The sequence below is a fragment of the Lactobacillus sp. B4007 genome (genome assembly GCF_026535895.1).
GTDB lineage: Bacteria > Bacillota > Bacilli > Lactobacillales > Lactobacillaceae > Lactobacillus > Lactobacillus panisapium.
This window is the reverse complement of the sequence record NZ_JAFNPA010000001.1, coordinates 177085-201543: the sequence shown is the minus strand read 5'-3', so window position 1 is coordinate 201543 and position 24459 is coordinate 177085. Positions and strand designations below refer to the sequence as shown.

Annotated in this window: 20 protein-coding genes and 1 riboswitch; of the genes, 17 read left to right on the top strand and 3 right to left on the bottom strand. The window is 33.7% G+C overall.

Annotated elements, in window-relative coordinates; translation table 11 throughout:
• Nucleotides 1-45: 45 nt before the first annotated feature.
• A riboswitch (purine riboswitch) is annotated at nt 46-143 on the bottom strand.
• A gap of 180 nt (nt 144-323) precedes the next feature.
• Complete coding sequence (guaA, locus tag J3U54_RS01010; RefSeq protein WP_267384584.1) at nt 324-1880, top strand: glutamine-hydrolyzing GMP synthase; 1557 nt, start codon at nt 324-326, stop codon at nt 1878-1880.
• 142 nt (nt 1881-2022) lie between these two features.
• On the top strand, nt 2023-3288 hold the full coding sequence (locus J3U54_RS01005; RefSeq protein WP_267384582.1) for a hypothetical protein: 1266 nt from the start codon (nt 2023-2025) through the stop codon (nt 3286-3288).
• A gap of 673 nt (nt 3289-3961) precedes the next feature.
• Here the strand turns inward: J3U54_RS01005 and J3U54_RS09115 are convergent.
• A complete protein-coding gene (locus tag J3U54_RS09115) occupies nt 3962-4147 on the bottom strand; it encodes a DUF7000 family protein (protein ID WP_416381969.1) in 186 nt (61 codons plus the stop codon).
• Nucleotides 4148-4722: 575 nt separating this feature from the next.
• Between J3U54_RS09115 and J3U54_RS09110 the strand changes: the two genes are divergently transcribed.
• The 12 genes from J3U54_RS09110 to J3U54_RS00950 all read left to right on the top strand — a co-directional run bounded on the left by J3U54_RS09110 (nt 4723) and on the right by J3U54_RS00950 (nt 18464).
• Nucleotides 4723-4797, top strand: a complete 75-nt coding sequence (locus J3U54_RS09110) for a hypothetical protein (RefSeq protein WP_416381968.1) — start codon at nt 4723-4725, stop codon at nt 4795-4797.
• A gap of 723 nt (nt 4798-5520) precedes the next feature.
• Nucleotides 5521-6750 carry an AAA family ATPase gene (locus tag J3U54_RS01000; protein WP_267384580.1) on the top strand — a complete coding sequence of 410 codons (1230 nt, stop codon included), beginning with the start codon at nt 5521-5523 and terminating at the stop codon, nt 6748-6750.
• Nucleotides 6743-7393: an RloB family protein gene (locus J3U54_RS00995; protein ID WP_267384578.1), complete on the top strand. Its 651-nt coding sequence runs from the start codon at nt 6743-6745 to the stop codon at nt 7391-7393. The genes J3U54_RS01000 and J3U54_RS00995 overlap by 8 nt, the downstream gene beginning before the upstream one ends.
• A gap of 779 nt (nt 7394-8172) precedes the next feature.
• The gene (gene budA, locus J3U54_RS00990; RefSeq protein WP_267384576.1) at nt 8173-8880 is read left to right on the top strand and encodes an acetolactate decarboxylase; all 708 of its coding nucleotides are present in this window, start codon (nt 8173-8175) and stop codon (nt 8878-8880) included.
• Between the two features lie 186 nt (nt 8881-9066).
• Nucleotides 9067-10095 carry a ribosome small subunit-dependent GTPase A gene (gene rsgA / locus J3U54_RS00985; RefSeq protein WP_267384574.1) on the top strand — a complete coding sequence of 343 codons (1029 nt, stop codon included), beginning with the start codon at nt 9067-9069 and terminating at the stop codon, nt 10093-10095.
• Between the two features lie 215 nt (nt 10096-10310).
• Nucleotides 10311-11906, top strand: a complete 1596-nt coding sequence (locus tag J3U54_RS00980) for an ATP-binding cassette domain-containing protein (RefSeq protein ID WP_267384572.1) — start codon at nt 10311-10313, stop codon at nt 11904-11906.
• On the top strand, nt 11903-13480 hold the full coding sequence (locus J3U54_RS00975) for an ATP-binding cassette domain-containing protein (protein WP_267384570.1): 1578 nt from the start codon (nt 11903-11905) through the stop codon (nt 13478-13480). Before J3U54_RS00980 ends, J3U54_RS00975 begins: the two co-directional genes overlap by 4 nt.
• A gap of 175 nt (nt 13481-13655) precedes the next feature.
• Nucleotides 13656-14510, top strand: coding sequence for an ABC transporter ATP-binding protein (locus tag J3U54_RS00970; protein ID WP_267384568.1), 855 nt, complete (start codon nt 13656-13658; stop codon nt 14508-14510).
• The gene (locus J3U54_RS00965; RefSeq protein ID WP_267384566.1) at nt 14510-15370 is read left to right on the top strand and encodes an ABC transporter permease; all 861 of its coding nucleotides are present in this window, start codon (nt 14510-14512) and stop codon (nt 15368-15370) included. Before J3U54_RS00970 ends, J3U54_RS00965 begins: the two co-directional genes overlap by 1 nt.
• Nucleotides 15371-15945: 575 nt before the next feature.
• Nucleotides 15946-16917: a UDP-glucose 4-epimerase GalE gene (galE, locus tag J3U54_RS00960; RefSeq protein WP_267384564.1), complete on the top strand. Its 972-nt coding sequence runs from the start codon at nt 15946-15948 to the stop codon at nt 16915-16917.
• A gap of 697 nt (nt 16918-17614) precedes the next feature.
• Entirely contained in the window at nt 17615-18067 is a 453-nt protein-coding gene (locus tag J3U54_RS00955) for a LytTR family DNA-binding domain-containing protein (RefSeq protein WP_220220091.1), read from the top strand.
• A 1-nt stretch (nt 18068) separates the two neighbouring features.
• Nucleotides 18069-18464 (top strand): DUF3021 family protein, encoded by a 396-nt coding sequence (locus J3U54_RS00950; RefSeq protein WP_267384559.1) that lies wholly within the window; start codon nt 18069-18071, stop codon nt 18462-18464.
• Nucleotides 18465-18582: 118 nt separating this feature from the next.
• Here the strand turns inward: J3U54_RS00950 and J3U54_RS00945 are convergent, their stop codons facing one another.
• Both J3U54_RS00945 and J3U54_RS00940 read right to left on the bottom strand, forming a co-directional pair.
• Nucleotides 18583-18822, bottom strand: a complete 240-nt coding sequence (locus tag J3U54_RS00945) for a hypothetical protein (RefSeq protein ID WP_220232254.1) — start codon at nt 18820-18822, stop codon at nt 18583-18585.
• Between the two features lie 422 nt (nt 18823-19244).
• Complete coding sequence (locus J3U54_RS00940; protein ID WP_103752328.1) at nt 19245-20324, bottom strand: GntR family transcriptional regulator; 1080 nt, start codon at nt 20322-20324, stop codon at nt 19245-19247.
• Between the two features lie 377 nt (nt 20325-20701).
• On the opposite strand from J3U54_RS00940, the gene J3U54_RS00935 reads away from it, so the two are divergent.
• From J3U54_RS00935 to J3U54_RS00925, 3 genes are read left to right on the top strand one after another with little or no spacing between them, the layout of a single operon-like run.
• Complete coding sequence (locus tag J3U54_RS00935; protein ID WP_103752329.1) at nt 20702-22090, top strand: sugar porter family MFS transporter; 1389 nt, start codon at nt 20702-20704, stop codon at nt 22088-22090.
• A 7-nt stretch (nt 22091-22097) separates the two neighbouring features.
• Complete coding sequence (locus J3U54_RS00930; protein ID WP_267385040.1) at nt 22098-23702, top strand: xylulokinase; 1605 nt, start codon at nt 22098-22100, stop codon at nt 23700-23702.
• Nucleotides 23703-24431 carry an L-ribulose-5-phosphate 4-epimerase gene (locus J3U54_RS00925; RefSeq protein ID WP_103752330.1) on the top strand — a complete coding sequence of 243 codons (729 nt, stop codon included), beginning with the start codon at nt 23703-23705 and terminating at the stop codon, nt 24429-24431.
• Nucleotides 24432-24459 lie beyond the last annotated feature (28 nt).

Below are 24459 nucleotides of genomic sequence, written 5' to 3'. Positions count from 1 at the left end.
CTACCAAACTATGGTAAAAAAGACCCTTACAGCAGTAAGAAACTGCAATAATTGCTCTTAATCCATAGTTCAGAATTTATGGTTCTGAGTAGAAACTGCCGACCTTATTACGGCAATATACAGATTTAATATTGACTTGATGACTGCATTCTAACAAAGTAAATTAAGTTGTGCAAGATGAGATTTTAGGTGGTAAATAATATTTTTTATTTCTATAACTGGCCTTTTTTATTGCCACTTTTTCTCTTAAAAAGTGGTTGACCGCAAGGGAAATTCTTAGTACAGTTTAATCAAATTCTTGTTTTGGTAGAAAAGGAGCTCGGATGGCAGTAAAAAAGAATCTTCATGATTTTGATGAAATTATTGTTTTGGATTTTGGTAGTCAATATAACCAGTTAATTACCAGACGTTTACGTGATTTTGGGGTTTATTCTGAGCTCTTGCCGCACGACATCAGCATGGCTAAGATCAAAGAAATTAATCCCAAAGGAATTATTTTTTCCGGTGGCCCAAATAGCATTTATGATGAAAATGCTTTGAAAGTTGATCCGCAGATTTTTGAACTTGGTATTCCGATTTTAGGAATTTGTTATGGCATGCAACTAATGTCATATTACTTAAATGGCGATGTGGAAAAAGCCTCTAACTCAGAATATGGCCGTGCAGATATTGCTATTGAAGATGCCAATTCGGTCTTGTTCAGTGGCTTGCCCAAAGATGAGTATGTCTGGATGAGTCACGGCGACTTGGTTAAACAAGTTCCTGCGGGTTTCAAGGTGGTAGCCTCAAGTAAAAATTGTCCGATTGCTTCGATTGCCAATGATCAAGCTAAACTTTACGGCATTCAGTTTCACGCGGAAGTGCGCAATACCGAATATGGTCTTGATATCCTGCGTAATTTTGCTTTCAAGGTTTGTGGCGCCAAAGCTGACTGGTCCATGACGGACTTTATTGACCTGCAGATTGCTGAAATTCGCAAAACAGTGGGGAACAAGAAAGTTATTTTAGGTTTATCCGGTGGTGTAGATTCCAGCGTTACCGCCACACTATTGCATAAAGCAATTGGTAACCAGTTGACCGCAATTTTTGTTGATCACGGAATGCTGCGCAAAAACGAGGGCGACGAAGTCATGGCAGCCTTGAATCGAGACCTTGGGGTTAATATTATTCGGATCAATGCACAGGACCGCTTTTTAGCCAAACTAAAAGGCGTTACTGATCCCGAACGAAAACGGAAGATTATCGGTAATGAATTCATTGAAGTTTTTAATGAAGAAGCACAAAAAATGCACGATGTTGACTTCCTAGCTCAGGGCACACTTTACACTGACGTGATCGAAAGTGGCACCAATACCGCACAAACAATTAAATCCCATCATAATGTGGGTGGTTTACCAAAAGACATGCACTTTAAGCTGATTGAGCCGTTGCGTAAGCTGTTCAAGGACGAAGTGCGTGAGCTTGGTGAAAAGCTTGGCATTCCACATGATCTAGTTTGGCGGCAGCCGTTTCCAGGTCCAGGCCTTGGAATTCGCGTTCTTGGTGAAGTTACTGAAGACAAGCTGAAGATTGTGCGCGACAGTGACGCAATTTTACGTGATGAAATCAAAAAGGCCGGTTTGCAAGAAAAAGTTTGGCAATACTTCACCGTTTTACCTGGCATTAAGTCAGTTGGCGTCATGGGAGACGGCCGAACTTACGATTACACCATCGGTATTCGGGCAGTTACCTCAATTGACGGTATGACCGCAGATTTTGCCCGTCTGCCGTGGGATGTTTTACAAAAAGTTTCAACCAGAATCATTAATGAAGTTGATAACGTTAACCGCGTAGTCTACGATGTCACGAGTAAGCCACCATCAACGATTGAATGGGAATAACTAAAAATGGAAAGGCAGCATAAAAGCACTTGTAAGGAACTCATATAGATAAAAAATGCGTTTACAAACATGGGTGTTTGTTAGGACTCTTAGTATGCTAAGAGTCTTTTTTGATTACTAAAGATAGAGTAAAATTCATAATATGGATAAAAGAAATAACAAAACGTCAAAAGATGAAAAAATAAAAAAACTAAAAAGTAACACCAGTAAAAGTTCTGGTTTAATAAATAAGAATAATTCGAAAGCCCTAAATTCATACATGGCCATGGATAATAAGCTTGCGTTACAAGCTATGAAACCGTATATGACGATGGATAAAATACTGAAACAATCTACTGCAATGGGACACATAATGTCTCAGAACAGAAATCTGACTCCTATAACAGGCAGAATGATTCCTCAGATAGGCAAAAACTGGGGGTTAGCAAATAAGAAAACTTCGAAAGCTCTAAGTCCGTATATAACTTTAGATAAAATTCCAAAACAATATGCTGCAATAGAAAACTCAATATTTCAGAATAGAGAAACATTTTCTATATCTAACAAAATAATTCCCTATGCAGAAAAAAACTTACATTATATTAAAAATTTAAGATTGCAGGCAACTAGAGACGCTGTTCGGCAGGAATATTTTAAACGAACTGAAACAATAGCAAATAGTTTTAGGACAGCAATTAAGCCTTTTAAATTGGGAACTTCATTAGAATACAACTATTCTCAAATAGTCAAAGCAACTAATGTCTTTCAGAAATCAGCCGAAGAGTTCCTTGGTAAGCATAGTGAAAATATAAAAATAGCAGAAACTCTTATGAAAAATGGATGGGTTACGTCAGAATTCTTTTATAATGATATTTTGAAAAATAATTATCAGAAATCTGAAGACAAAGTTTTAGAATATATTGAAACTTTTTATACTGAAAATAATTATCAAAGATTTTATAAAGTACTTAATTTAGTAATTGAAGAATTTAAAGAGCAAAATTTGAATGAAGGGTATAGACTTCAATTGCTAAAAATCAGAAAGGTAATAAAACAGGATTTTGACAATTTTGATTTATTCATGAGCACAGTATTTTCAATTGCTGAATACGTGTGTTGCTATAAATTTGGCATATTGTCAACTAATGGCTTTATACAAGAAGATGTCATAAGAAGTGTAAGGAAGGATTATGCAGATAAAAATGGGCGTCTTACTGCAATAGATATTATGTCTATGTTTGGTGTTTTAAAAGACTGGTGGAAAAAAATTGATTTTAAGAGAGGCCCAGAAAGAACAGATTTTGGAAGAAATCCGATTGAACATGGTAGGTATGATCCTAGAAGATTTAAAGAAACAGACTTTATTAAATTAATACTGTTTATATTTACCGTTCTAATGGCGCCAGATCGAAATACATATAAGAAGTAATAAAAGATTTAAAACAAACTTTAGTTAATATTTTTAAAATAATCATTTTTCAAGATAATCAAAAAAAGCATTTAACAAAATTACTTTAAAAAATATTGGAAGATAGACAAAGATTAGAAAGCAAGTAAAATATCTTCAAAAAGGCTAATAATAAAGAAATAACTATAAAGCTATAAATGCTCCAAGATTCGGAAGCGTGTTTGTATATGCTGTAAGAATTTGAAAGTGAAAAAAAGAAATTCTTTATGTGCAATTGACTAAAAAAACAAAAGATGATTAAGAACTTTTTTATAAAAAGATTGGAAATATGCTAAGTTAACCTAAATTCAACCTGAGATAGTGTCTCTTAGTGACAATCTCGTTTAGACATTATTACCAGTTTGCAAGTATAATTAACATTCCATACATAAAAAACTTGACTAATAGTTCAATTTAGCTTGGTAATTTTTTGTATTATGTGATTTAAGAGGAAAGGGTGCCAACAAATTCAATGATTTTGAGTGTCAAATCATTGAAATTATCAAAATCAGGGTTTTTAATTATCACATTTTCAAGTACTGTGCATTTGGGTATATGTGAACAATTTTCACTCTTTTTGTCAATTTTTAAAGAATCTAATATTTTTTTGTACTTCCGAATATCATTCCAAGAGCTATTGCACAAATTGCAGTTTCTAATGGTTTAAACCAAAGCCAAAGCATAAATCGTTTTTTATTAAATTGATGTTGAAAAACGGAAAGTAAGTAGTATGTAAATAACCACATCCAATATTTTCACAAAAATATTTTTCTTTATGTTTTTTAAAATAAAATTTTATCTTTAAAAGATATTTGATTAAAAATTCATAAGCGATACTAATATAACAAGTGTTAAACTATTCTACATATATGGAAATATAATCTATGGAAATATAATCTTTTTACACTTTTTCCATTGCTTATTCCTTTAGTCGGTATCAGTTAATCCTTTTTTAGTCTTCTAGTAGAAAAATGTCCAGTTCTTTGGAAGAAACTTTTGCTGTTACTATGCTGAATCAAGTCTCACATAATTCTACCAAACCATAGAGATCTACTTCAATTGCCAGAGATAAACAGAACAAATAGTGTGAACAATGTATAAGGACGAACCACGTGAACTTGGTAAGAAGCTGAAAATTCATCACGAGCATGTTTGGTTTCAGCTATTACCGAAATTTGTCATTCACATGCTTGGTGTGAATAATATCTAAAACTTATATGTGATAGTGAAGAAATTCTGCTCGGTGAAATCAAGAAGTTTTGTTCACAAGAAAAAGTTGGCAGTACTTAACCCTTTTGCGAGGCATCAAGAACGTTAGAATGAAGTCGGAGGTTAAATAACAGTATTTTTGCGTTTACTTTAATTAACGGCATGACAGAGGACTTTATTCGTCTTCCATAAGATGCTAGCAAAAGAATAGTAAACGAAGTTGCTAAAATCGACAGTATAATCTACAACGTTACTAGTAAGCAGCAGTTAACGATTGAGTGAGAGTAAATGTAATATTTGCAGTAAGTGGAATGCTGATATAATCGGCTTTGGTAGGTAAGGAAAGCGACCTGAAAGCTTTAAATTATTATAATGATGTGTGAAACTTTATCACTTAGCGATAAAAAGTAAACAGTCTTTTTCGAAAAAGAAAAATTTTAATATTGACTAAAATAGAAAAATTCATTTGAAAAATTATATACGACAGTGACGTTATATAATCTTGTTATTTATATATTTTAATTATGGATTATTTAAGTAGAACTTAATGTAGGAGCTAGAAAGGCTTTTATCTTAAGGTAACTAAAAATACTATTTTGTTCTTTTTTATTATAAGCATGGTTACTTCAGCTGTTTAAATTACTTTCCAACTGATAAACTTTCGCTTTTTTGTCAATTACATTATATGCAATATGTATATGAGATTTGCTTTAGTACTTTTAAAAAATTCAAAATTTTTGTTTTAAATTAGCTTAAGTGTCAAATAAATTCCGGTTTAAAAAATGGCAAGTTGATATAGTATGATCATAATCAAAACGCTTTTAATTAGACATGCACTTATGAAGAAGTAGCTATATTCTTGACAAATAAGTTATATACAAATGTGTTAAAACAAGCTTTTTTAAGAAAACAGCTTTTGAATAATTGATTTTTTTAAATATTATGCAATAATATTAATTATAAAAGCGAAAAATCGTTTTAATCATGTATATTTAGGAGTATATTATGTTAGTTGATTTCAAAATACAAAATTTTCGTTCTTTTAAAAAGGAACAAGAATTTTCGATGCAAACAGGTGAACGTCTTAGAAAGCACAGCAAAACTAATACTTTTAAATTTAAAAAAGAAAATCTTGTTAAATCAGCTTTGATATTTGGAGCAAATGCTAATGGAAAGAGCAATTTACTTTTCGCATTAAATGTTCTTAGAAGATTAGTGGTTCAGCCTACTTCCAGTATAGAAGATGAATTATTTTATGACACATACGGCAACAATAGTAAGAATACCAAATTCGAAATCACTTTTATAAAAAATAACAAAAAGTATATTTATTGTTTAGAATATAATCGCAAAAGGATTATTAAAGAAACTTTAAAAAACGATAAAGAATATATTTTTAAACGTGTAGAGCAAAATTTTTTACTACTTCCTCAACAGTTAAAGTCAATAAGTTCCAATATTCGCGATAACCAGTTGCTTTTGTATTTTGGACAACAAAATAATGAGCCAAATTCAAAAGAAGCTTATCATTGGATCGCACAAGATTTAGTTTTTGTGAATACTGATAATATTAATACTGATAAATTTGAAATGTTTGAAGATAAAAAATTTAAGAAAAAAGTTTTGTACTTTATACAAGCAGCAGATTTTGACATAGTAGATATAGAAGTTAAACCAGTTACTATGCCAAATTTAAATTATCTTTTTAAAAAGTTAATTAAAAATCAGGATTCTGAAGATAGCAAAGACGATACAGAAATCTTAAAAGAAACATCAATCAATGAATTATATTGTAAGCATCGTTCTAAAAATGGGACATTTACTCTTAATTTTAATCAAGAAAGTAGAGGAACTAAAGTATTTATTATTTTGGCTTTATATATTCTAAGCAATGAAAATAAAGTTTTATTAATTGATGAGTTCGATAGATCTTACCATCTTGAACTTGCGAAAGCACTCGTTTCATTAATTAATAGTGAAAAGCAGACTAATCAGTTTTTGTTAACAACACATGAACTTTCTTTAATGGATTGTCAGTTGAGACCAGATCAAATTTGGTTTGTAGAAAAAGATCGCTGTGGTGTAAGTGAACTATATAGTCTGTTTGATTTTGATGATCCAGCCTTAAAGCGCAGTGACTTTAATTACAAACGTCGCTATTTAGAAGGCCGATATGGAGCTACACAAATAGTCAACCAAGAATTGCTAATGGAGGCTCTAGAAGATAATGAGTAGAAAAAAGCGACACTTGAAAGTTGGAGCTAAAATTTTTTTCTTTGTAGAAGGCTATACTGAAGAAAATTACTTTAGAAAGTTAATTCAGTATTACAAATTATACACTGCTTCTACTAAGGCGCTTTTTAATGCCTCGGCAAAAAAAATCAAAGTTATGGATGGGAATGGGGACTGGGTAGAATATACAAAAAAAATTTTAACAAAGGATCCTAAGTTTAGGCCTGATTCAGGAACCAGAATTTTCATTATATTTGATAAAGATCAGATTCCTGATAAAAAGATTGATAAAATGCTGAAAGATGCCGATGATTTAAAAGTTAATGGATCTAAGTGCCAGATTGGTTTGTCCAACTGTTCTTTTGAAGTCTGGTTACTTGCTCACTTTCAGAAAATGACTCCGAAACCAATCGAGTCTAGCAAAATGTGGCAGGGGCAATTGGAGCAAAGCTTGGGTAAATACTTAGGTAAAAAATATAAAAAAAATAAAATTGTTAACAATAAGCAAATGGAAAAAATTTTAAGTGATAACAAAGTATTTGAAGCAATAAAAAACACAGAAAAAATATCTCAAATTTCCTTGGAAAAACAGTCAACAAATATAGGACAGATTGTTTCAGATATCCTAAACAATCGATATATTTAACTCATAAAATCATATACTTAATTTGCATTCAATAAAATCATTATCTAATTATTGTCAATAAGTTGTATTGATTTTATAGCAATGTGCTGAGTCTGAAAAGTAAAATGGATTTTTAGACAATGAAGGTAATTTGAAAACTTTATCAAATAAAATTAAAGTTAGGGATCTCTTGGATAAATTATTTAGTAAAAGTTAAAACTCAAATTCAAATGCAATTTTTAAAGAATATAAAATAAGTCATACCTAATTGGGAATGGAGTAATGTGTCCTTTAAAATTATTGAACTCGAGAAAGCTGATAGTATTATATATTCTGAAACAATTAATATAGTTAGGTATTTGAGTAGTTAGTAGGGATGCTTTTTATAGCTAAATGTCTCACTAATCAAAAAGCACTCGTAAATTTTAAACATTTAGAGTTTGTTTTTAGTATAATTTATCATTTGCTCTAATTAATAAGTAACAACAATAAGACCGCGTTTTGATAAAGTACGACTTATTTACCGAAAAAAATGGTGTTTTTAGACGTCCGATGAAGCTATTTATGGCGGATATGACAAAAGCCCTGCGGTTTGGTAGACGAGTACTAAAGGAAATTGATCTAAAGTGGTCAGTGCCAATTATGGTAAAGAGGTTTACGCTCCCTTTGACTTAAGTCAGTTCCAATGAAGATAATTGTTTGGCAAGTTTTACTATGATAATATTTAAATATGTTAATGAAAGTTCTCAAAGTTAATTGAGGGCTTTTTATTATTTCAAAAAATGGGAGGAGCAAGTATTATGAAAAATACTCTATTTCAACATGGCACAATGCAAATGCTAGTAGAAGGATTATTAGACGGCACTTTGCCATTAGCGGAGTTGCTAAAGCACGGCGATATTGGCATTGGAACGGGTGATGGCGTTGATGGTGAATTAGTGATTTTAGACGGGATTGGTTACAAAATCGATACAACTGGAAAAGCCATTAAGTTACCATCTGATTTTAGAGTAACATACGCAGATGTTAGCTTTGCCGATTATCACGACTTTAAAAGCTACCAGGATATTGAGTTAGAAGAGATGCTTTCCCAAGTTTTAACAGCAAATAATGCGCAAAATCGTTTCTTAGCAGTTAAAACTAACGGTGTTTTTCAGAAAATTCGAACTAGATCATCCAAGAAGTCAAAGAAACCTTATCCTTCATTGGGTGAGATTGCACAAAATCAGGTCGAATTCGAAGCCGAAAATATTACCGGGACTATGATTTCATATTACACGCCGAAAGTTTTTCAAGGGGTGGGCGTTTCTGGCTTTCACAATCACTTTTTAGCCGATAGCTTGTCTGTGGGCGGTCATGTTTTGGCTGCAACAATGAAAGATGTAACTGTCAGCGTTCAGTTGCTGGATAATTTGCAATTACATCTACCAGTAGATAGTCAGGACTTTTTAGACGCAGATTTAACCGATATTACCAAACTTGACCAAGTGATTTCTAAGTCGGAATAGGAATCTATTACTGTCATTTTGATTGTGTAAAAAGGTGGTTATTAATAAAATATCTAAACAATCATATGTTGTTGGCTTTTTCTGAAATAAATATGATAAAATACCCTAATACAACTTATTTGAGTTAATTATTTTAATATTTTTTAAAATAAAATATGAACGATTTTTCGAAAAAAAGGGGAAATTTTGGAATTAGGATTAAATACTTATCAACAACATGAACAAATTGATGGTGAAAAGACACTCGGTAGAATCTCGTTAAATTCGGCTGACATGTATAAAGTAATGCATTTGGACGGACGCGAGAGTAATGCCATTCCCAAAAAGCGCACCGAGCAGTTTTTAGTGGGCGACTGGGTAACGCTTGATCCGCAAATTGATTTTGATTTAATTAATGAGCGTTTGCCGCGCTATAGTACTTTAGGTCGGATAACTGGTGAAGAATATCGGGCGGAGCAAAAGTGCGCTGCTAGCAATATTGATCAATTGTTTATCTGTATTTCACTGAATAAAAATTTAACTGACTCGCGGATTAACCGTTACTTGTATGCACTAAAAAAGGATGATGAATATCAGACTTCAGTGGTATTGACTAAGTCCGACTTAACTTCAGATAGTAGTAAAATCGCTGCCCAACTTGCTGCCAAATTGCAAGTTCCCGTCTTTTGCACTTCCAGTGTAACCAATGATGGCATTGAAAAATTACGTTCCAGTATTTTGCCGGGACAAACTGTTTCCTTTTACGGTAACTCAGGCGTAGGTAAATCGAGCTTAATTAATGTTGTTGCCCAAAAAGAGGTCATGGCGACCAGTGATATTAGTGCAAAAACTGATAAGGGTCGCCATACAACTACGAGCTCAAGATTAATTCCAATTGAAAATGGGGATTTTGTCTTAATTGATACCCCAGGCGTGAAAAGCATTGGTGTTGGTGCTAATGATCTAGCACAGGTTTTTCCTGAAATTGCGGAGCTAGCAAAAAAATGCCGTTTTAATGATTGCCGCCATCTCGATGAGCCTGATTGTGCCGTCAAAGAAGCTGTACAAAACGGGACTCTAGCGCAGAAAACTTATGATCAGTTTCTTGCTTTACAAAAAGAAAGTGAATTGACCCAAGGCTACCTTGACAAAAAGCTGGCGAAGAAATTAAATCAGAAGGCTGAATTTAAGAAGCAAACAATCAATTATCATCGTTATCGGAAGCCACCGATGTAAAACTAGAAGAAATCAACAAAAGCTCTCAATCATAATTGAGGGCTTTTTATCTACGAAATTTTAAAAATAACCGTTCATTTTTTATATTGAATTAGATCTGCTTACTATCTATAGCTATTTAATTAGATTGACATTTCGCCTCGTTAATTATATTATAATTTTATTTTAACAAAGATGAATAACAACTTTAACTTGTACAAGAAAGAACATTGCTTATGAATTTATCTGGTTTATTCAAAATCAACCGAAAACGTGCAACTTTTGTCCTTTTATTGTATTTTGTTTATGCAATTACCGGGACAATTGACTTTTACTTGTTTCAATTCGCTGTCAATGCTTTAGGAGCTGGAAATTTATCAGAATATATTAAGTGGCAGGTCTTTGAATTCATACCTGCTTTTCTCGGGATTACTATTTTGCCTTTGGCGACATACTTGTTTAACCAACAAATTCAAGACTATATTGATAAATTGAGATCAAAAATGGTTAGCCATTTTTATGCTGAAAATGACTTGAACGTGGCACAAATGCAAAATAATTTGCAAAATAATCTCGACATTTTAACGATAGATTATGCTCTGCCCTGGATAGATATTGTCAGCAATTTTTTAATCATTCTATTGTCCGTTGGGGCTCTTTTCAACTTAAACTGGACATTTGTCTTATTAACTGGGATTCTCGTTTTGATTAATTTGTATTTGCCCAAAGTAATGCAAAAAAAGACTTCTCAAGCTAGTACGCAAGTGGCTCAAAATAATGGTTCTTTTTTGACTGTGATTGGAGACTGGATTAGTGGCTTGAATGAATTGCGGCGCTACCATGCTGTTTCAATGCTTAATCGTGAACTGGCAAAGTATGGTGAACAGTTGGAAAAGTCAAAGGTTCATCAGACTAAAACAAGAACATTTTCAAATACTGTTAATGGCTTTGGCAACACGATTGGTCAGCTTTCAATTGCTTTTTTGGCAGGTATTTTGTTCCTTTTAGGTCAGATTAGAATTGGTACGGTATTAGCTGCGACTTCGTTTGCCTATAGCATATTCTCGGCCGTCTCAGCAATTACAGTCGCCATGGTTAAGCTTAAATCAACTAAGACTATTAATGAAAACACGCAAAAAATGATTGCAGGGGCTGAGAAAGATAAAAGTTCTTCAGCTGAACTGATAAGTCAGATTGAAGTTAAAAATTTGGTACTTAAATACGACCATAGCCCAGAAATTGCCTATCCCAATTTTATGATTAACAAAGGTGAAAAAATTTTACTCACAGGCGACAGTGGTACAGGTAAGTCAACTTTATTGAAAGCCATTTTAGGTGAAATTAAACCTTATCGCGGTGAAATTATCTATAAAAATGATGCTGGCGAACAAATTACACCGGATTTAAAGCAAATTAGCTATTTGGCGCAAGATCCGAAACTGTTTCCAGGCACAATTGCTGATAACATTGTGATGTTTCATCATGAACTTTTTACCAAAATACCACAATTGTTAAATAAGGTTCAGTTAGAAGCCGATGTGATGAGATTCCCTGCGGGTGTTGAAACAGCAGTTGATTTGGATCAAGATAATTTATCCGGTGGTCAACGACAAAAGGTGATCTTGGCTCGTGAAGAAGTCTTTGATAATGACTTTGTTTTAATGGATGAAGCAACCAGTGCTATAGATAGCAAAGCAACCAAGAAAATTATTGAGTATTTGGTTTCGACTGGCAAAACCATCGTTCTAATTGCACATAACTTGCAGCCAGAAATTCAGCAGCTGTTTGATAAAAATATTTATTTAGTAAATAACCAGGAAGGCAAAAAATGAATCTGAAAACTTTTTACCAGACCAATCGTTTGCGCTTTGTCCTCATTATCTTTCTTAGTTTAATGAATCCGGTTGCGATAATTACTGCTTCGTATCTGAACATGTGGCAACTTACGTCCCTTCATAACCACGACTCTAGAGCCTGGTTGGTAATTCTTTTGGTCACGCTATTAGCATATCTGCTCTCATATTTTTTTGATATGGGTTCGGATAATTTACTCGCAAGACAAGTGCAAGAGTTTAATGGTAGACTGCGAAAGAAGATTGTTAATCATATATGCCGTGATCAAAGAAATTATCAGGTTTCAGAAGTTGAGAATAGATTAACTAACGATTTAAACACGGTAAATGACCAATACTTTAATTTGATACCGCTTATTTGCAATTTTACGGGTTATACTGCCTTTACGACGATTGCACTCTTAACGATGCATTGGAGCTTGCTTTTTTTAACACTAGTTTCGATTGCTGTTTCAATACTTCTACCAAAGGTAATGGATAAACCGATTCAAAAAGCAACAGAAAAATTATCAAGTCAAAACAAACAATACTTGGACTTGATTGAGAAATGGCTTAGTGGAATTGCTGAATTGGAAAGATACCTCGCCGGTGAAAAATTATTCAACGTGATGCACAAAGGCGCAAAAGATTTGGAAAGAGCAAATCTCAATTTGACCAAAAAGCAGCAAATTTTGGCAATTATTACCGGAAGTGCTTCTCAAATCATGGTTATAGTTCTGTATGTTTGGACAGGTATTTTAATCAATAGGGGCTCAGTTACATTCGGGGCTGTTGGGGTTATTGGTAGCTTCAGCACATATATTTCTTTTGGAATAAAGTATTTGCCCTACTACTTTGGTTTAATAAAAGGAACAACTAGTCTAAGAGAACAAATTACCGCTGCTACGTCGTCGATTGAGGTTGATAACAGCACACAAAATGCCCCATATTCATTATGTACGAACAACTTGGAAGTTAATTATGAAAATGGCGAAGCCCTAAAGTTCCCTGATATCAAGATTAATTATGGCGAAAAAATTCTGTTGACGGGTGATAGCGGTACTGGTAAATCGACCTTGTTAAAGTTGCTTTTAGGAATTATTCAGCCTAGTTCAGGCAAAATTCAATTTATGGACAAACAGGGTAGAGTTGTCACACCTGACCTGTCGAAAATTGGTTATATTGCGCAAGACCCCGTTTTGTTTCCTAGCACGATAAAAAACAATATTACGATGTTTGATGATAAGTTAGATGGTTTGGTGGAAAATGCAGTCGAGGATGTTGGCTTAGCGCCAGATATAGCCAAATTTGATGCAGGCCTTGATACTAAAATTAATCTGCACAGGTTAAATGTTTCTGGTGGTCAAAGGCAAAAAATTATTTTGGCCCGTTCCAAAATCCATGACAGTAATATTCTACTCATTGATGAAGGCACAAGTGCGATTGATAAAACGGCAACAGTGGCAATCTTAAAAAAATTAGTCGAGCTGCCAAGCACCATTATCTTTATTGCGCATAACTTTGACGAGCGAATCACTGGCTTGTTTGATCGCGAAATTCAGTTAAGTAAGTAATTTGGTCCAAAGGTAGAAGCAGCTTAACATTAAGTTGCTTCTATTTTTTATTCTCAGAATTTTATAGCAAAATCATATCCTTTCATGTTTGAATATTGACCTGTTGTTGCAAAAAGTGATATTTACTCCCACCAACTAGGTATTCTAATAATTGAGATTACGGAAAGGAGAAACTATGCTTATTGAAACGCACAATTTAACTAAAAATTACGGTAATCGTCCTGCTTTAAATGGGGTTGATTTAAAAATTGGTAAGGGACAACTCATTGCTTTTCTAGGTACAAATGGAGCAGGAAAATCAACTACGATTAATATCTTGACTGGGTTATTAAAGCCAACTTCAGGTACTATTTCTTATGCAGCTAATCTGAAAATAGGTGTAGTTTTTCAGACTAGTGTTTTAGATGATAAATTGTCAGTTAAAGCCAATCTCTATTTAAGGGCAAGAATGTATAAAGAGTTTTCATCAGAGTGGCTCGAAGAACTAATTAACTTAATGGGGATTAGGAGATTCTTGCACCAAAAATACGGAACATTGTCTGGTGGTCAAAGAAGAAGAGTGGACATTGCCCGATCATTAGTTAATCGTCCCGATATCTTGTTTTTAGATGAGCCAACCACAGGGCTAGATTTACAAACAAGATTAGTGATTTGGCAACTCTTACAAAAGCTGCAAAAAGAGCAAGGACTAACCATTTTCTTGACAACGCATTATCTCGAAGAAGCTGAAAGTGCCGATCAAATGTATATTTTGGAAAATGGGCATGTCTTAGCCAGTGGAACAGTTAAAGAAATAAAAAAGCAATATGCGCCTACTAAATTACTCGTTAATGTAAAGAATAAAGCGAAGCTGAAAACAAATCATGCGGTCATTCACCTTAAAAATAACCTAGTTGAAATTGATGCTTTATCTTTTAAAGAAGTAACGAGCTTCCTAAATCAAAATCTGGATGAAATAACTGATTTTGAGTATCGTAAAGGATCAATCAATGACGCCTTTATTAAAATTACGGGAAAGGAGTTACAGTGATGCTTGCTCTATTACAAAGAAACATTAGAATTTATTTTGGAAATATTTTCGGTGTGATTATGTCTTGCTTAGGGGCATTGATTTCATTCTTCATCTATATTGGCTTTTTACAAAGAACTCTAGAAAAATCTTGGGGTAATATTCCGCATATTACCGAAATCCTCGATTTGTGGATGCTTGCAGGTATTGTGACAATTGCGGGAATTACCACATCTTTTCAGGCATTAGGGCAGCTCGTTAAGGACAAAGAAACAAGAACAGCAGATGATTTGAGCCTGACCGATACTTCTCTGCCAACGCGAAATTTTGCTTATATTTTAGCAAGTGTTTTTGTTAGTCTGATCATGCAAATAGTTACTTTTGCGATAATGAGCATTTATTTTACAGCGGTTGATAAAATTAGTATTCCTAATAATGCATATTTGTTAAGCAGTGGGTTTATTTTGCTGGGTGCTATTTCCGCGACCTTGGTAAACGGAGTAATTACGCTATTTATTCACTCCTATACTACTTTTAGCCGCTTATCATCTATCATTGGAGCTGCGGCAGGTTTTGCGGTAGCAACTTATATGCCATACGGAACATTAACTACTCATGCTCAAACTTTAGTCAAGTTAATACCAAGCAGTTATGAAGCTGCAGCTTTGAGAAGTATATTGCTAAATAAAGTAAGCCCCAATTTTTTAACAGGTAATGCAAGAACTCAAATGTTTAATTATCTTGGAGTTTCTTATAAAATTTATGGCTATCGGTTAGCCAGAATGGATAATGCTTATATGTTGTTGGGGATGACAGCACTTTTGACCGTGATAATTATTGCTTTATCGTTGACAATTGCTAAAAGTAAAAATAATGTTTGAAGAATTACCGAACTATTATAGAGACGAAAGTATACAGGTGCTCATAATAGTGGGAAAGTTCCTGTAGTAGTTTCTAGAAAATGACAGACTTAAAAAAAGAGCTGTTAAAGATTGATGATTGGATAAAAAATGGAACAGTTTATGAATAAAAGTTGGGTATTATTGTAATAGATGGCTTTGGCGTTGAAGCAATGCCAGATGCTAATATTTCTTTTTTGATGCATGTTACCCTAAAGAAAATTTTGATATCGTTTTCCCTCTAGATAACTCAAACAAATGGACTCTTTAAGATATAAGAAATTTAAAAATGCTTTTTGATGAAAATTTATACTGTCAAGCCAGACTTTTTTACTCATAATTCTGATATTATAAAGACTGAACGATTTAAAGAACTTTTAGATCCATCTGCTTACGAATATTATGTAAAACATACAATTGCTTTAAAATATATTTATGATTCATACTATCTAAAAACAATTGTATTTTGTCATAATTATTGGATATGAAACTGAAAATTTAGTATTTATTAGAATAAGCAGTTTACTAAAATAAATTGAAAGGTAGCGAATTTTGTTATGCGTGTTTTAGTTATTGGTGGTGCTGGATATATTGGTTCAGTTGCAGTAAAAAAATTAATTAAAAATGGATATGATGTAGTCGTACTTGACACTCTATATTCAAGTGCAATAGATCCTAAGGCAAAGTTTTATCAAGGGGATTTAAAAAATACATTTTTAGTAAGTAAAATTTTGCGCTCAGAAAAAATAAGTGTAGTAATGCATTTTGCAGCATCATCATTGGTTTCTGAATCTGTAAAAAAACCGTTGAAATATTATGATAATAATGTAACTGGTATGATTTCTTTGCTTGAGGCAATGATTGATGCACAAGTTAAATATTTGATTTTTTCTTCTACTGCTGCGGTATATGGTATTCCCAAAGTAGAAAAAATCACTGAAGATACACCGCTTGAACCTATTAATCCATACGGTGACAGTAAAATGATGATGGAGCGTATTATGTCTTGGGCCGATAAAGCTAATGGCATTAAGTCAATTGCTCTGCGGTACTTTAATGTGGCTGGAGCAGCAGATAATGGTTCTCTCGGAGAAGCGCATGAGCATGAAACACATTTAATCCCCGTACTTTTGAAAAGTGCACTTAAGGGTGATGGTAAATTTACAATCTTTGGTGATGATTATAATACAAAAGACGGAACTAATGTTCGCGATTATGTTGAAGTTAATGATTTGATTGAAGCCCATATTTTAGCGTTAACTAGATTAGTGAAAACTAACAAGTCTGATGTGTTTAATCTAGGGACATCTCAAGGGTACTCTAATCTTGAAATAGTAAAGGCTGCAAGAAAAGTTACTGGCATTGATATTCCATATACTTTTGGTCCAAGACGTGGTGGTGATCCAGATATTTTAGTTGCAGATTCAACTAAAGCGCGAGAAATTTTAGGTTGGAAGCCAGAACATGAGAATATTGAAGATATCATTTCTTCTGCTTGGAAATGGCATAAAAATACAGCTAAAAATTAATTTATCTCCTGTAATGTAGACTAATCGTTAAACTTTAAATTAGAGTTAATTTCTAAATTTATCAAATAAATACTGACGTCAAGAGCTAAGTATTTACTTGATAAATTGTCTATTTTTTCTCTTAAGTTAGTTTAGGTCGATAGTCTCTAAGTTTGAATTGAAAAGTGATAAATCTGAAACAGAAGTTTCTAAAAATATGCTTGATTCAGGTTTTGAAAATAATTATTAATAGGTATAAGGAAAAAGAATTAAGGACGCCTGTGAAGCGCCCTTTTTTGTAAAAAATAAATTTTATAGCTGATATCTAGTTTTATTCATCTTTGAACTAATTATTGTATAGATAATATTTTCAGAAAGTAAACTCTTTAAATTAGTTATTGTAATTAGCATGTGATTTTTTACGTATTTGTATTTGCTTAATAAAATCTTCGCCTATTTAATACTTTTAAAATAGTTACTATTTACTGTCAAAGCAAGCTATTATAGAAATGTAAAAACTTGGTTAGTAAGTGAGCATTAGTAATATAAAATTTTTATTTAGTGTCTTATGTTTAGGTTTGCACATTTTGGTGCTTGAAATTAACTGTTTATGTATAAATACAATATTTTGGGGTGTATTCTTAAATTTGAACTTCCAAAGTAATGATTAGAGTATGAAATTGTCATTCTTATAAGATAGAAAGAAAGTGAAGCACAAGTGAAAATTAAGTTTCAAACCGATGCCACTTTAAGCAAAGATGAAATTGAAGTTGCCATTAAAGCCGTGCAGGAAACAGAAACTGTCAGTAAATTGATCAGCTATTTAAACAAGTTTAACGAAAGTCAGCGCGCATTAATCCCTGTTAAAACTGAGGATCGCATTGTCACCCTTAAACAAGGGGAAATTATCAAAATCGAAGTTCAAGCAACGACATTAATCTACTACACAACCAAAAATATTTTTAAGGCTAAGGGGAGACTCTATCAGGTGCTAACTAATTTGAACGATGATTTTGTTCAAGTGTCTCGCCATGGTCTAATTAATTTAAATTATTTGGAGTCAATTGAGGTCGGCTTTGCGGGAAATATGGTTGCTAAACTGGCCAATAACTTAAAAGCTGATGTTTCAAGACATTATTTGCCAGAATTAGAAAAAAAGGTAGGTCTTTAAAATGAAACTACTAAAAAAGTGTATTAGTTATTTCTTAACCGGAGTTGGCTTTGGTTCAACCAGCTATTTAGCTATCCTAACTTTTGTCTATCCTAAGGTTGCACCCACCCAAATTGGTTTTATATCCGTTTTCATCATGTCAGGCTTGATTGGCCTTTTGTCGATGATTTTTGAAACGGATTTGCCTTTTCTAATTGCGCTAATTATCCACTTAGCTGGCAGTTTTATCTTATTTATTCTAATGATGATAATTAGTAATTTTGCTTTAAGCCCAGCGACAATTGGACTATTCTTCCTGATCTACCTGATTGTTTGGGCGGTTGTAATCTTGATGCAGGTGAATACTGTTCATAAAATTAATAAACAAATTAAGAAGCGAAATAGCAATAAATCGTAAACAAAGTAGAATACAAGAGCAAGCTCAGCCAACAATTAAAACTGGGCAAACGTAAAAAGCAGGCAAAGCACATTTTTCAGTGTTGAGCCTGCTCTCGTTGACAATAAAAAGACATATTTTATTTTTTTCCTATACCTAGAAAATCTATCCACTCATAAACAAAAGCAAAAATTGTAAGCGTGTAATCATACCAATGAAATGCTTTAGCAAAGCCTGTAAAAGACATAATTATCACGAAAGCCCAAAGTAGACTAAAGAATATAGGAATAGCAATTGACAGATTGTGCTTTCTAAGCCAAGTATCAATTGGCATAAATTTTATCGCTATGATGATAATTATAATTAATAAAGCAATCAAACAGTATTACCCCCCTTAAAAAATTTTTAAGATAACAAAACACTATCATAGTGCTATTCAATAAGCAACTGAACTATTGAGTTAAAAATTAAATAAGTGCATTTTTAATGCAATTTTCGGCCTTACCTTCATAGTTCGTCAAAAGTTAATGAAAGCTTTCAGTCGATTTGAGTATAAATTTCTGTGTGTTAAGTTTGAAACATATTTGGCAATGGTCTTGATAGTGTCAATTTTTAAACCGCGTGGCACACAGTTTTGCTTAACATCAACTTTTCTTGTAAAAGAGCAAATGGTTGTTCTTATTTAAGGTCCATGCCATCAATAATTCGTTGAATAAAGCTTTTTACATTAATTTAAAAAATATTAATATATAGTTCATAAAAAAGACCAGATTTAAATCTAAATCTGGTCTTTTACATTATTTACTTATTGAGTGAAATAACTGAGTCACGTAGCTTTAATTGTGGGTGATGGACAACCGAAGTAAACTTTTTCCCATCGATTAGCGCTAAGATTCCCTTACCAGCTTCTTCACCAACTGATGTGCGCTGGTAATTCATGGTTGTCAAACTAGGATTTAAGTAAGCTGCGGAGTCAAAATTATCAAAGCCAACAATCGAAACGTCTTGTGGAATTCTAATATTTTTCTTTTTAAGTTTATCAGTTACTAGTACAGCCAGCTCATCGTTGTAACAAGCGATTGCTGTTGGTGGCTGACTGCTATTTAAATAATCGTCAATCTTTTTACTAATAATACTGAATGAATCATGCGAACTATACATAATTAAATTGCTATTAGCCAAATTAGCATCATTATTCTGATAGGCCTGGATAAAGCCTTTCATACGTTCTACACCTTGGAGATCATCAGTCTGAAAGATCCCTAATATATTTTTATGGCCTTTATGTAAAAGGTAATTGATTAATTCTTCTTCAGATTCACGATCAGAATTAGTGATTGCAGGGAAATTAAATTCTGGGTATTCTGCATTAATGAATAAAAGTGGAATCTTGCTTTTTGCAATCCTTTGATAAATATCAGCATTTTGACAGGGTTTTGCACTCTCACTTGGCTCAACTATTAGTCCAGCAACTTGTAAGTCAAGCATTTTAATTAAATTAGAGCGTTCAGTTTTTGGATAATTATGAGTGTTAGCTATTAGAAGAGAATATCCTTTAGGATCAATAACGGTATCAATCTGAGAAATAATTTTGGGGAAAATGTAGTCTGCAATATGTGTACAAATTAAACCAATAGTTTTACTTTTAGGATTTACTTGCCACTTCTTGTTCCAATCTTGGATAAACATCCCACTTCCCTGAATTTTATAAATTAGATGCTCGTTTTGTAACTCAGTTAGTGCTTTTCTAACAGCATATCTTGTCGAATGAAAGCGATTAATTAATTCACTTTCAGTAGGAAGTTGTTGATTAACTTGATAATGTCCAAAAGTAATTTCATTTTTTAAAGTCTCCACAATGGCTATGTAATCACGTTTCAAAATATAAACCTCCAAAAAAATAGTTTGATAAAAGAAGCCATTACTCAAATTAGATATAAAAGATTAGATAAAAATTGTAATTCATGAGTCTAATTTTTTAGTATAAAAATAACAGTAGTTTTATAATCATTTCTATTAATTATAATATTAGTCATTTTATGGGATGAATTTTTGGAAAAATACAGCATAAAAAACAAATATTTTTTCTTTATAGCAAAATATGCCTTAATATCAACACTTAAATTACATAAATATTATAAAATTTGTTCGAACAAATTTCAACGGCTATTGCAAATAACAAATAAAAGTCATATTATGAAAGTGCTTTCGAGAAGGCGAAAATTAAAACTAGTTTTAGATAAAAGGAGGTACTATGAGTGAAAAAGAATAAAATTTCTAGTCGATTTATTTATTTCTTTGGTTCATTTGGTGGAATTTTATTTGGTTATGACATTGGAGTTATGACGGGTGCTTTACCTTTTCTTCAAAAAGATTGGCATTTAACAAATGCAACAGTTGTTGGTTGGATAACTTCAGCTGTTATGTTTGGAGCCATTTTTGGAGGAGCAGTTGCTGGACAGCTTTCTGATCGTTTTGGACGACGCAAAATGATTTTAGCTTCAGCTATTGTGTTTGCAATTTTTGCTTTACTTTCAATGGTTGCTCCGAATAACGGGTCTCTCTATTTAATTATTGTTAGAGTCCTATTAGGTCTAGCTGTTGGTGCTGCTTCGGCTTTGGTTCCAGCATATATGTCAGAAATGGCACCTGCAAATGCCAGAGGTAGTCTTTCAGGCCTGAATCAAACAATGATTGTTTCAGGAATGTTGTTATCTTATATAATGGATTTCTTATTAAAAGGGCTTCCACAAGCTTGGGGTTGGAGAATAATGCTTGGCTTAGCCGCTGTACCTGCAATTATCTTGTTTTGTGGCGTACTACGTTTACCAGAATCACCTCGGTTTTTAATAAAAAATAATCAGGAACAAGAAGCTAAGGCAGTTCTTTCAAGTATTCGGAAAAACCCACAGGAAGTTACCGATGAAATTAATGATATAAAATCTGCTTCGCAAAAAGAAAATTCTGCAACTGAAGCAACGACCTGGGGTTCTCTTTTTAGTAGTAAATATCGTTATTTGGTTATTGCTGGTGTCGGTGTGGCAGCTTTTCAACAATTTCAAGGAGCAAATGCAATCTTCTATTACATTCCGTTAATTGTGGAAAAGGCAACAGGAAACGCTGCAAGTTCAGCTTTGTTATGGCCGATCGTCCAAGGTGTGATTTTAGTGATTGGTTCGTTGGTATATATAGCAATAGCTGAAAAATGTAAGCGAAGAACCTTGCTAATGCTAGGCGGAACTGTAATGGGTCTTTCCTTTTTACTTCCTTCCGTTATTAATAGTATAGATCCTCACGCAAATCCAATGATGATTGTAGTTTTTCTATGTATCTATGTTGCATTTTACTCATTCACTTGGGCACCTTTAACTTGGGTTTTAGTAGGTGAAATTTTCCCATTGGCAATTCGTGGACGTGCTTCTGGATTAGCCTCATCCGTCAACTGGATTGGATCTTGGGCTGTAGGTCTACTGTTTCCAATGATGACGGCTTCAATGTCTCAAGAAATGGTTTTTGCAATCTTTGGCATTATCTGCATTTTAGGAGTCTTATTCGTTAAATTCTGTGTACCGGAGACCAAAGGATATACATTAGAGCAAATTGAGTCTATTGGAATGAATCACGGAAAAGATCTGATGGAGGACTAAAGTGAAATTGAATATTTCAGAAATTGTGCAACTAATAAAATCAGGTCAAACAGCACTTGGAATTGAATTTGGCTCAACACAAGTAAAAGCAGTATTAATTACAACTGATTTCCAGCCAATTGCATCAGGTAGTTATCTTTGGGAGAATACACTGCAAGATGGAATTTGGACATATTCACAAAAAGAAATTTTAACTGGCTTAAGACAAAGTTATGCACAATTAGCTGCAAATGTAAGCAGCAAATTTCATGTCAAAATTGAACATATTGGTTCAATCGGCGTAAGTGCAATGATGCACGGATATTTGCCTTTTGACCAAAATGACAAATTGCTAGTTCCCTTCAGAACTTGGCGAAATACGATAACTGGAGACGCAGCAAGTGAACTAACCAAATTGTTTAATTTTAATATTCCGCTGCGTTGGAGCATTGCTCACTTGTATCATGCTATTTTGCAAGATGAGGAGCATGTAAAAGACATTGCTTATTTAACAACATTAGCAGGTTATGTTCACTGGCAATTATCTGGTGAAAAAAACATTGGTGTAGGCGATGCTTCAGGGATGTTTCCCATCGGTAAGAATGGTCAATTCGATCAGGAATGCTTACAAAAGTTTGGTGCCTTAGAAAAAGTTAAAAAGTACCCGTGGAAGATCGAACAAATTTTGCCACACGTATTGAAGGCAGGCGAAGTTGCTGGTCATTTAACTAAAGAGGGGGCAAATTTACTTGATCCAACCCAGACATTGCAAGCAGGAAGCGTGATGGCACCACCTGAAGGCGATGCAGGAACAGGCATGATTAGTACTAACAGTGTTCGTAAGCGCACAGGTAATATTTCTGTTGGAACTTCTGAATTTTCAATGGTTGTCTTAGACAAGCCACTTAAAAAAGTTCACCGTGACATCGATCTTGTTACAACACCAACTGGGTTGCCTGTAGCCATGGTGCATATCAATAATTGTTCATCTGATATCAATGCATGGGCACAACTTTTCCAGGAATTTGCTGGAAGGCTTGGAATTGATATCAGTGCTGATCAGCTATATAGTGCACTTTTTCTAGATGCGACTAAGTCGGATCCCGATGCAGGAGGAATGGTTAATTACAGCTATTTCTCTGGGGAACCAATTACCAAGACGCAAGAAGGCAGACCGCTATTAGTCAGAACACCTAATAGTAAATTTACATTGGCTAACTTCATGCTGGCTCAGTTATATTCGGCCTATGCACCACTTAGAATTGGGATGGACATTTTGACTAATGAAGAAAATGTCACAACTGATGTCATGATTGCGCAAGGTGGCCTATTTAAAACTCCCGTAATCGGGCAGCAAGTTTTATCCAATATGTTGAACTTACCAATCTCTGTTATGACTAACGCTAGTGTCGGCGGACCTTGGGGTATGGCAGTACTCGCGCAATATGTTGCTTCCGGTGCGTCCGAGCCATTAGAAGATTACCTAGATACTAAGGTTTTTGTAGATTCTGAAATTATGACATTGAGTCCAGAGCCAGAAGGAGTTAAAGGTGCCGCTAAATATCTTGAACGTTATAAATTAGCACTTCCTTTGGAAAATGAAGCAAAAGTTTTGAGTGATGAGGCGAAGTAAATGCTGGAACAACTGAAAAAAGAAGTATATGAAGCTAATATGCAGTTACCAAAACTAGATTTGGTTACATTTACCTGGGGCAATGTTTCAGGAATAGACCGCGATCAAGGATTATTTGTCATTAAGCCTTCTGGTGTGGATTATGATAAATTGCAACCTGAAGACCTTGTGGTAGTTGATCTGACGGGTAAAGTGGTTGAAGGTAAATTAAATCCTTCAAGTGACACTCCAACACATACGTATTTATATAATCATTTTCCCAAAATTGGTGGTATTGTGCACACCCATTCGCCGTGGGCAGTAGCCTTTGCGGCAGCTAAAATGGATATTCCTGCTCTTAATACAACGCATGCAGATACTTTTTACACTGATGTACCAGCTGCAGATGCGTTAACTAAAGAAGAAATCGAAGAAGATTATGAGGGCAACACTGGTAAGACCATCGTTCGCACTTTTAATGAACGACATTTAGATTATGAAGCAACTCCTGGGAGTTTAGTTAGTCAGCATGGACCGTTTTGTTGGGGTGAAACTCCGGCTAAGGCAGTTTACAATGCTAAAGTTTTAGAAGTTGTTGCCGAAGAAGATTATCATACCTTGCAATTAACTAGGTCTGATAGCCATCTTCCTCAGTATTTATTAGATAAACATTATTACCGTAAGCATGGAGAAAATGCATATTATGGTCAGAATAATGCGCAATCAAAAACACATGCTAAAAGAAAGTAAAATTTATTATTTTAATTAAAAAGGAGAG